Here is a 393-nt window from a genome sequence, read left to right as displayed (position 1 = left end):
AGCGCCGACGGTGTCGAACGCGGCGTCATGGCCGCCGCTGCCATCATCTTCTCCGCCTTCTACGGCTTCGACGCCATCGCCACCGCCGCCGAGGAGACCCGCAATCCAAAACGTGATCTGGCCATCGGCATCATCGGCTCGATGCTGGCCTGCGCGGCCATCTACACGGTGATCGCCCTGGCTGCGCTGGGCGCGACCTCATTCACCCGCTTCGCCAACAGCCCCGAGCCACTGGCCCTGATCCTGCGCGAGATCAACCAGCCCGGCGCCGCCCATTTCCTGGCCGTCACCGCCGTCATCACCCTGCCGACCGTGATCATGGCCTTCTTCTATGGCCAGAGCCGGATCTTCTTCGTCATGGCCCGCGACGGCCTGTTGTCGCACAGCCTGTCC

General features: G+C 66.4%; 1 protein-coding gene. It reads left to right on the top strand.

All coding sequences use genetic code 11. From position 1 onward, the window contains the following. On the top strand, positions 1-393 hold a 393-nt coding region (locus tag AC1DMY_RS21050), incomplete at both ends, for an APC family permease (protein ID WP_477166785.1).

This window comes from Dyella sp. 01L423, assembly GCF_056399945.1.
This window is presented reverse-complemented; position numbering and strand designations above follow the sequence as displayed.